The sequence below is a fragment of the Halopseudomonas formosensis genome (genome assembly GCF_900115905.1).
GTDB classification, from domain to species: domain Bacteria; phylum Pseudomonadota; class Gammaproteobacteria; order Pseudomonadales; family Pseudomonadaceae; genus Halopseudomonas; species Halopseudomonas formosensis.
This window is the reverse complement of the sequence record NZ_FOYD01000016.1, coordinates 47810-55974: the sequence shown is the minus strand read 5'-3', so window position 1 is coordinate 55974 and position 8165 is coordinate 47810. Positions and strand designations below refer to the sequence as shown.

Annotated in this window: 8 protein-coding genes and 1 pseudogene; 3 read left to right on the top strand and 6 right to left on the bottom strand. The window is 65.5% G+C overall.

Annotated elements, in window-relative coordinates:
- The 6 genes and pseudogenes from BM046_RS15320 to BM046_RS15295 all read right to left on the bottom strand — a co-directional run.
- Nucleotides 1–198 (bottom strand): annotated as a pseudogene (locus BM046_RS15320) (IS110 family transposase); the annotation flags it as partial.
- A gap of 126 nt (nucleotides 199–324) precedes the next feature.
- Nucleotides 325–1704, bottom strand: a complete 1380-nt coding sequence (locus BM046_RS15315) for an amino acid permease (protein ID WP_090541048.1) — start codon at nucleotides 1702–1704, stop codon at nucleotides 325–327.
- A 115-nt stretch (nucleotides 1705–1819) separates the two neighbouring features.
- Nucleotides 1820–2590 (bottom strand): phosphonate ABC transporter, permease protein PhnE, encoded by a 771-nt coding sequence (gene phnE, locus BM046_RS15310; protein ID WP_090541045.1) that lies wholly within the window; start codon nucleotides 2588–2590, stop codon nucleotides 1820–1822.
- On the bottom strand, nucleotides 2587–3414 hold the full coding sequence (locus BM046_RS15305) for a PhnE/PtxC family ABC transporter permease (protein WP_090541042.1): 828 nt from the start codon (nucleotides 3412–3414) through the stop codon (nucleotides 2587–2589). The genes phnE and BM046_RS15305 overlap by 4 nt, the downstream gene beginning before the upstream one ends.
- Complete coding sequence (locus tag BM046_RS15300; protein WP_090541039.1) at nucleotides 3408–4205, bottom strand: phosphonate ABC transporter ATP-binding protein; 798 nt, start codon at nucleotides 4203–4205, stop codon at nucleotides 3408–3410. Before BM046_RS15300 ends, BM046_RS15305 begins: the two co-directional genes overlap by 7 nt.
- The gene (locus BM046_RS15295) at nucleotides 4202–5053 is read right to left on the bottom strand and encodes a putative selenate ABC transporter substrate-binding protein (protein WP_090541037.1); all 852 of its coding nucleotides are present in this window, start codon (nucleotides 5051–5053) and stop codon (nucleotides 4202–4204) included. Before BM046_RS15295 ends, BM046_RS15300 begins: the two co-directional genes overlap by 4 nt.
- A gap of 160 nt (nucleotides 5054–5213) precedes the next feature.
- On the opposite strand from BM046_RS15295, the gene selD reads away from it, so the two are divergent.
- From selD to BM046_RS15280, 3 genes are all read left to right on the top strand, one after another.
- Nucleotides 5214–6248, top strand: a complete 1035-nt coding sequence (gene selD, locus BM046_RS15290) for a selenide, water dikinase SelD (RefSeq protein ID WP_090541030.1) — start codon at nucleotides 5214–5216, stop codon at nucleotides 6246–6248.
- Entirely contained in the window at nucleotides 6248–7348 is a 1101-nt protein-coding gene (mnmH, locus tag BM046_RS15285; protein ID WP_090541027.1) for a tRNA 2-selenouridine(34) synthase MnmH, read from the top strand. The genes selD and mnmH overlap by 1 nt, the downstream gene beginning before the upstream one ends.
- Before the next feature lie 83 nt (nucleotides 7349–7431).
- On the top strand, nucleotides 7432–8070 hold the full coding sequence (locus BM046_RS15280; RefSeq protein WP_090541024.1) for an MBL fold metallo-hydrolase: 639 nt from the start codon (nucleotides 7432–7434) through the stop codon (nucleotides 8068–8070).
- Nucleotides 8071–8165: the final 95 nt, after the last annotated feature.

Here is an 8165-nt window from a genome sequence, read left to right as displayed (position 1 = left end):
CTCCATCTCCCTGGCCCAATAATGGGCACCCGAGCAGGCCTCCATGGCAATCATCGCTTCGGGATAGTTCGCCAGAAACGGCAGAAGCTCGCTGCGACGGAGCTTCTTGCGTCGAGCCTGTTTGCCCCGTTGGTCCAATACCACAACGAAGAACACAGTCTTTGCCAGATCGATACCGATTGTCGTAGATTTGTTCATGGTCTCCTCCTGTCTCTTCTCGTTTCTCAATAGATGTTTAGCATCTATTTCCTCTGGCGCATCACGACGCCGTATGAGGGAGAGGGAGGAGACCATCTCATCGAGCACCAGCTCGTCCGCGGTGGTTCAGGCCGCGCGGCGCTTGAGCAGATAGCAGATGCCTATCACCGCTACCCACACCGGCAGGGCAAAGACCGACAGCCGCGTGCTGCTGTCCAGCAGCAGGACCACCAGGATGAAGCCGACAAAGGCCAGGCACAGCCAGTTACCGAAGGGCGACCAGAGCGCGCGGAAGGTCGGGGTCACGCCCTGCTGCTGCATGCTGCGACGGAACATCAGGTGCGTCAGGGAGATCATCGCCCAGTTCAGTACCAGCGCCGCCACCACCAGCGACATCAGGATGATGAGTGCACCCTCGGGCAGTACATAGTTCAGCGCCACGCACAGCAGGGTGATCAGCCCCGATATCAGAATACCCATCACCGGCACGCCGCGGCGGTTGAGGCGCAGGAACAGGCGCGGGGCGTCACCCTGTTCAGCCAGACCATAGAGCATCCGGCTGTTGCAGTAGACGCCGCTGTTGTACACCGACAGCGCTGCGGTCAGCACCACGAAATTGAGCACATGGGCTGCGGTATCGCTACCGATCAGCGAGAAGATCTGCACGAAGGGGCTGCGGGCGTAGGCATCGTCGCCCGAGGTGAGGGTCTGCACCAGGCTGTCCCAGGGGTACAGCGATAGCAGCACGCCGAGCGCCAGGATATAGAACAGCAGGATGCGGTACACCACCTGGTTGATGGCCTTGGGAATGGACTTGCGCGGGTTCTCCGCCTCGGCCGCGGTAATGCCCACCAGCTCCAGACCGCCGAAGGAGAACATGAGCACAGCCATCACCGCCACCAGTCCGCCGATGCCGTTGGGAAAAAAGCCGCCGTGGGTCCACAGGTTGCTGACGCTGGCCTGTTCGCCGCCGGCGCCGGAGACCAGCAGATACAGCCCCAGCAGTATCATGCCGACAATGGCACCGACCTTGACGATGGCAAACCAGAATTCCGCCTCGCCGAAGGCCTTCACGTGGGTCAGGTTGATCAGGTTGATCAGCACGAAGAAGGCCAGCGCCGTGGCCCAGGTGGGAATCTCCGGGTACCAGTACTGCACGTACTTGCCCACCGCCGTCAGTTCGGCCATGCCGACCAGGATATAGAGCACCCAGTAGTTCCAGCCCGACAGGAAGCCGGCAAAGGGTCCCCAGTAGCGGTGGGCGAAATGACTGAAGGAGCCGGCCACCGGCTCCTCGACGATCATCTCGCCGAGCTGGCGCATGATCAGGAAGGCGATGAACCCGCCGATGGCGTAACCCAGCAGCATCGATGGGCCGGCGCTGCTCATGACGCCCGCCGAGCCGAGGAACAGGCCGGTACCTATGGCGCCGCCCAGGGCGATCAACTGGATGTGGCGGTTGGACAGGCCGCGTTTGAGCTGGCCTTGTTCAGCGGGTGCAGTCATGGGAAGGGATCCGTAGCGGCCGGTTCTGGCCAAAAAACGGCCAATTGTACATGGATCGGCCCGCTTCCGCAGGCCGCCAGTCAGCTAATGGCCCGATCTTTCCCCCGTCCCCGCCTCAGGCGCCACGCACCCACTGCTGGCGGCTCCAGCCACTGAGGGCATCCACTGCCAGCACCAGCAGCAACATGGCGATGATCACGGTGCTGGCCTGGGCCTCCTGGAACAGGCTCAGGCTGATATACAGCATCTGGCCCAGACCGCCGGCACCGACAAAGCCCAGCACGCTGGCCATGCGGATGTTGTTCTCCCAGCGGTACAGGGTATAGGCCAGCAGTTGCGGCCAGAGGTTGGGCAGGGTGCCGTAGAAAAAGGCCGTGATCTGCCCGCCACCCTGCAGGCGGATGGCCTCGGCCGGGGCGGTGGGGGTGTTCTCCAGGGCTTCGGCAAACAGCCGCCCGAGCACTCCGGCGGTATGCAGGGCCAGCGCCAGGGTGCCGGCGTTGGGGCCCAGTCCGGCGGCCAGTACCATCAGCGCCGCCCATACCAGCTCGGGTATGGCCCGCAGGGCATTGAGCACCAGCCGCACCAGGGCCCGGGCCGGCCAGCCGAAACGGCCGGCGGCGGGCAGCGCCAATGCCAGGCCGAGCAGGGCGGCCAGCAGGGTGCCCAGGGCGGACATGGCCAAGGTCTCCAGCGCACCGCGACCCACCGCCAGCAGCTGTGTCTGGCTCAGATCCGGCTGCAGGAAGCGCGCGGCGTAGGCACCCATCTGGCGCAGGTTGTCGGCCTGACCGAGGAACAGCAGGTCCAGACCCAGATAGACAAAGGAGGCCACCACGGCGACCAGCGTGGCCAGCAGCAACAGCAGGTTGACCGTCCGCCTCATGCCAGCCTCCCGCGCAGCACCCGGCTCAGGCCGTCGGCCAGCAGTACCAGCAGCAGGAAGGTCAGCAGCATGCTGGCAACCTCGTCACCGGCGAACATGCGCAGGGACAGGTCGATCTGCTGGCCCAGGCCACCGGCTCCGACAAAGCCCATGACCACCGAGGCGCGGATGGCGCATTCCCAGCGGTACACCGTGTAGGAGGTCAGCTCGGCGGCGGCGTTGGGCAGTATGCCGTAGCAGAAGGCGCTCAGACGCCCGGCGCCGGCCTGCAGCAGGGCATGCATCGGCCGGCGGTCCACCGACTCGAAGATCTCCGCATAGACCTTGCCGAGCATGCCGGCATAGGTGATGGCAATCGCCAGTACGCCGGCGGTGGGGCCCAGGCCCACGGCGCGGACAAACAGCAGGGCCCAGACGATTTCCGGGACGCTGCGCAGGAAAATCAGCAGCGCGCGCACCGGCCAGCGCAGCGCCTGGCCCAGCACGCCGGGGCGACCGCCCCGGGAGGCAGCGGACAGGGACAGGGCCCGGCTGGCCAGCAGCCCGGTGGGAATCGCCACCACCAGCGCCAGGGCCATGCCGGCGGTAGCGATCGCCAGGGTCTGCAAGGTGGCATCAAGCAGCAGTCGCAGGAAATCGGGGGCGTGCGCCGGTGGCCAGAAAGCGGCGACGAAGCGGCCCATCTCGCTCTGGCTGTCGGCAGCCAGCAGCACGCCCAGATCCAGCTCGGCGAGCTGGATGCCCGGCCACAGCAGGGCCAGGGCCACAGCGGTCAGCAGCAGCCGCGGCAGGGCGGCGGGATCTCGGCTGTCGCGGGTCAGCATCGGGGTATCTGCAGCTCCATGCTGGCCGTGGGCAGGGGCGGGGATACCAGCTGCTCATTGGCATAGAGGGCATCCAGCAGCTCGGGGTCGACCTCGCCCGCGGGCCGGTCGAAGGCGATCTGCCCGGCGCGCACGCCGATGATCCGGGGAAAGTGCGCCAGCGCCAGTTCCACCGCATGCAGGCTGGCGACCAGAGTCACGCCCCGGCTTTCGGCATGGCGGCAGAGTACGCGCAGGGTATGGTCGGCCAGCACCGGGTCCATGGCCGAGACCGGCTCATCCGCCAGCAGCAGGCTCGGGTCCTGATAGAGGGCGCGGGCAATGCCAACCCGCTGCAGCTGCCCGCCCGACAGCTGCTGGCACTGGGCGAACAGCCGGTCAGCCAGATCCAGTTGGGCAAGTACCGCCCGGGCGCCGGGAATGTCCAGCGGATGCAGCAGGTTGACCATGCTGCGGCCCAGACCCCACTGACCGAGCCGCCCAGCCAGCACCGCGGTGACTACCCGCTGGCGCGGTGGCAGGGGTGGCGCCTGATGGATCAGGCCGATACGTGAGCGCAGGCGTTGCCGTGCCCGGGACGACAGCCGCCAGGGATCCTCCTCCAGCAGCTGCAGATCGCCGCTGGTCGGGCGCAGTGCGCTGGCCATGATCCCCAACAGGCTGGACTTGCCGGCCCCGGATGGTCCTATGATGGCGACCCGTTCGCCTGCGGCGATATGCAGATCCACCCCCCGCAGGGCGTGGACCCCATTACCGTGCTGCAGACCGGCGCCGGACAGGCGCAGGCTCATTTCAGCAGGTCAGCGGCGCGGGCAGCCTCTTCGATGCCCTTGTAGTTGGCCGGCTCGGTCTCGATGAAGCGGCTGGCCGCCTGCAGGTCGAGGATTTCCTTGTGTGCCGGGTTGGCCGGATCCAGAGCGAGGAAGGCCTGCTTGATCTTCCCTGCCAGAGCCGGATCCAGGGTGCCGCGCACTGTCCAGTTGTAATCGTAGTAGGTGGGGGTGGTGGCAAATACCCGTACCTTGCTGGTATCCACCTTGTCGTTGGCGACCAGTTTGTCCCAGACGCTGGCATTGAGCACGCCGGCATCTACCCGGCCGGCCTGAACCCAGGCGGCGGTGGCGTCATGGGCGCCGGAGTAGCCGATGCGGCTGAAGAAGCTCTCCGGCTGGATGCCGTCCTGCAGCATGAAGTAGCGCGGCATCAGACTGCCGGAGGTCGAGGAGATCGAGCCGAAGGCAAAGGTCTTGCCCTTGAGGTCAGCCAGGGAATTCACCTCGGGGTTGGCGGTGATGAAGTTGCTGATGAACTCGGCGTCCTGTTCGCGCTGAACCAGCGGAATGGCATTGCCGGTCTTCAGGTACACCTGGACGAAGGTGAAGCCGCCGAGCCAGGCCATGTCCAGCCGGTCGGTGGCCAGCGCCTCGACCACCGCCGGGTAGTCGGCCACAGGTACGAATTCCACCTTCATGCCCAGTTCCTGTTCCAGGTAGGCGCCCAGCGGCTGGAACTTGCGCAGCAGTTCGGTCGGTGCTTCGTCGGGGATGGCGCTGACCCTGAGGACATCGGCCGCCTGGCTGGCCAGGGCGGTCAGCGACAGGACCAGGGCGCTGGTCAGTGCGAGGGTACGTTTGAGCATGGAAAGTTCTCCGGTTCAATGGCGGAAAAAATTCAGTAGTGGGTGGCCGGACGACCGCCGCTGCTGATTGGTGAAAGAGCGCGGCAATTATACGGAGGGTGAGGGCAAAGCGCAGCTTTGCTAATATCTGCGGCCTGACTTTTTTCTGCCGAGAGTGCCGATGAGCGAGCCGATCCGCCTGACCCAGTACAGCCATGGAGCCGGCTGTGGCTGCAAGATTTCCCCCAGGGTACTGGAAACCATCCTCGCGGGCAGTGGGGCGCAGAACCTCGATCCGCGGCTGTGGGTAGGCAACGCCTCCCGCGACGATGCGGCGGTTTATGCCCTGGATGAAGAACGGGGCGTGGTATCCACTACCGACTTCTTCATGCCGATTGTCGACGACCCCTTCGACTTCGGCCGCATTGCCGCCACCAATGCCATCAGTGACATCTACGCCATGGGCGGCGATCCGCTGATGGCCATCGCCATCCTCGGCTGGCCGGTCAACGTGCTGCCGCCGGAAGTGGCCCGGGAGGTCATGCGCGGCGGCAGGGCGGTCTGCGACGCCGCCGGCATTCCCCTGGCCGGCGGTCACTCCATCGACGCTCCCGAGCCCATCTTCGGACTGGCGGTGACCGGCGTGGTGGAAAAACAGTATCTCAAGCGCAACGACACCGGCACCGCCGGATGCCGGCTGTATCTGACCAAGCCCTTGGGCATCGGCATCCTCACCACCGCCGAGAAGAAGGCGAAACTGCGCGAGCAGGATGCGGGCCTGGCCCGGGACTGGATGTGCACCCTGAACCGACCCGGTTCACGCTTCGGCAAGCTGACCGGCGTTCGCGCCATGACCGATGTCACCGGTTTCGGCCTGCTCGGCCACCTGGTGGAGATGGCCGAGGGTGCGCAGCTGACGGCGCAACTGGACTTTGCCGCCGTGCCGCGCCTGCCCGGTGTGGATTACTACCTGGCCGAAGGCTGCATCCCCGGTGGCACGCTGCGCAACTTCGACAGCTACGGCGACCGGGTCGCGCCCATCTCCGACGAGCAGCGCAACCTGCTGTGCGACCCGCAGACCAGTGGCGGGCTGCTGGTGGCGGTGGCGCCGGAGGGCGAGCAGGAATTTCTCGCGGTGGCCACTGAGCTGGGCCTGCAGCTGGCGCCCATCGGCCGACTGGTCGAGCGTCGCGACCACGCCGTCGAGGTGCTTTGATGCGCCCGGATACCCAGGACTATCACCAGCTGTTTCTCGATGACGTGCCCATGATGGACATGCGCGCGCCGGTGGAATTTGCCCGGGGCGCCTTTCCCACTGCGGTGAGTCTGCCCCTGATGACCGACATCGAACGGCAGAAGGTCGGCACCTGCTACAAGAACCGGGGCCAGCAGGCGGCCATCGAGCTGGGGCACCAGCTGGTCTCCGGTGCGACCAGGGAGCAGCGGATCGAGGCCTGGGCCGCCTTTGCCAGGGCCAATCCCCAGGGTTATCTGTACTGCTTCCGCGGCGGGTTGCGCTCGCAGATAGTGCAGCAGTGGCTGAAGCAGGAAGCGGGCATCGAGTACCCCCGGGTGGTGGGTGGCTACAAGGCCATGCGGACCTTCCTGATCGAGACCACGGACAGGGCCGTGGCCGAATGCGATTTCGTCATCGTCGGTGGCATGACAGGCACCGGCAAGACCGAGGTGATTGCCGCACTGGACAACAGCATCGATCTGGAAGGCCATGCCAACCATCGTGGCTCCAGCTTCGGCAAGCGGGCCACCGGCCAGCCCGGGCAGATCGACTTCGAGAACCGCCTGGCCATCGACCTGCTCAAACGGCGTGCCCGCGGCCAGAGCCAGTTCGTGCTGGAGGACGAGAGCCGGCTGATCGGTGCCTGTTCCCTGCCGCTGTCCCTGACCCAGGGCATGCAGCGCTTTCCCATCGTCTGGCTGGAAGACAGCTTCGGCAACCGTGTCCAGCGCATCCTGCGCGACTACGTGATCGACCTGGCCGCCGAGTTCGACAGCGTGCACGGCGCCGAGCAGGGCTTCGCGCTGTTTTCCCAGCGGCTGCTGCAGAGTCTGGACAATATCCGCAAGCGGCTGGGTGGCGAACGCCACGCACGGCTGCGGCTGCTGATGGAGCAGGCGCTGGAAGAGCAGGCCCGCAGCGGCGAGGTGGAACTGCACCGCGGATGGATTGAGGGGCTGCTGGGCGAATACTACGATCCCATGTACGTCTATCAGCGCGAGAGCAAGGCCGAGCGTGTGGAGTTTGCCGGGGACGCCGGGGCAATCCGTGCCTATCTGGCCGAGCGCAGCCGGCGCTGAGCCGTGCTCGGCCTGCCGGCTTGAAAATCCCCGGCCGTTAGGGTCATATCGGCAACTCACTGGCTGTAACACAAGGATTACCCATGCAGACCCCCACCCTGATCCGTGAAACCTTCCCGGTCGGCCCGCTGCAGTGCAACTGCACCATCATCGGTGATCCCGTCACAAAAAAGGCCATCGTGGTGGACCCGGGCGGTGATCATCAGCTGATCCTCGATCGGATCAACCAGCTGGGGCTGAAGTTGGTCAGCATCATCCATACCCATGCCCATCTGGACCACTTCCTGGCGTCGGGCGAAATGAAGAAGGCCACAGGGGCGACCCTGCACCTGCACAAGGATGACCAGTTCCTCTGGGACAACCTGGAGATGCAGTGCCGGATGTTCGGTGTGCCGTACAAGCCGGTGCCGGCGCCGGACCAGTGGCTGCAGGACGACGAGGAGCTGGCCTGCGGGTGTGGGGTGGCCATGCATACCCCGGGGCATACCCCCGGTTCGATGAGCTTCTGGTTCCCCGAAGCCAGGTTGCTGATTGCCGGCGACACCCTGTTCCGCCGTGGCATTGGCCGTACCGACCTGTGGGGCGGCGATTACGCGCAGATCGAGCGTTCGATCCGCCAGCGGCTGTACACCCTGGACGAGGATGCCGTGGTGGTGACCGGGCATGGTCCGGATACCCGCATTGGTGACGAGATCCGCGAGAATCCTTTTATTCGCGGATGAATCAAGCATAATTGCAGCAACGGGATAAAATACCGATTCGTGCGGTCCAACCCCTGCCGTAGTGCGTCCCGCCTTCCGGGCGCTGCGGTGACGAT

What these genes read in the sequence shown, in the direction of transcription:
- BM046_RS15315 (WP_090541048.1), bottom strand. Translation starts at nt 1,704, where the DNA reads ATGACTGCACCCGCTGAACAAGGCCAGCTCAAACGCGGCCTGTCCAAC.
- phnE (WP_090541045.1), bottom strand. Translation starts at nt 2,590, where the DNA reads ATGAGGCGGACGGTCAACCTGCTGTTGCTGCTGGCCACGCTGGTCGCC.
- BM046_RS15305 (WP_090541042.1), bottom strand. Translation starts at nt 3,414, where the DNA reads ATGCTGACCCGCGACAGCCGAGATCCCGCCGCCCTGCCGCGGCTGCTG.
- BM046_RS15300 (WP_090541039.1), bottom strand. Translation starts at nt 4,205, where the DNA reads ATGAGCCTGCGCCTGTCCGGCGCCGGTCTGCAGCACGGTAATGGGGTC.
- BM046_RS15295 (WP_090541037.1), bottom strand. Translation starts at nt 5,053, where the DNA reads ATGCTCAAACGTACCCTCGCACTGACCAGCGCCCTGGTCCTGTCGCTG.
- selD (WP_090541030.1), top strand. Translation starts at nt 5,214, where the DNA reads ATGAGCGAGCCGATCCGCCTGACCCAGTACAGCCATGGAGCCGGCTGT.
- mnmH (WP_090541027.1), top strand. Translation starts at nt 6,248, where the DNA reads ATGCGCCCGGATACCCAGGACTATCACCAGCTGTTTCTCGATGACGTG.
- BM046_RS15280 (WP_090541024.1), top strand. Translation starts at nt 7,432, where the DNA reads ATGCAGACCCCCACCCTGATCCGTGAAACCTTCCCGGTCGGCCCGCTG.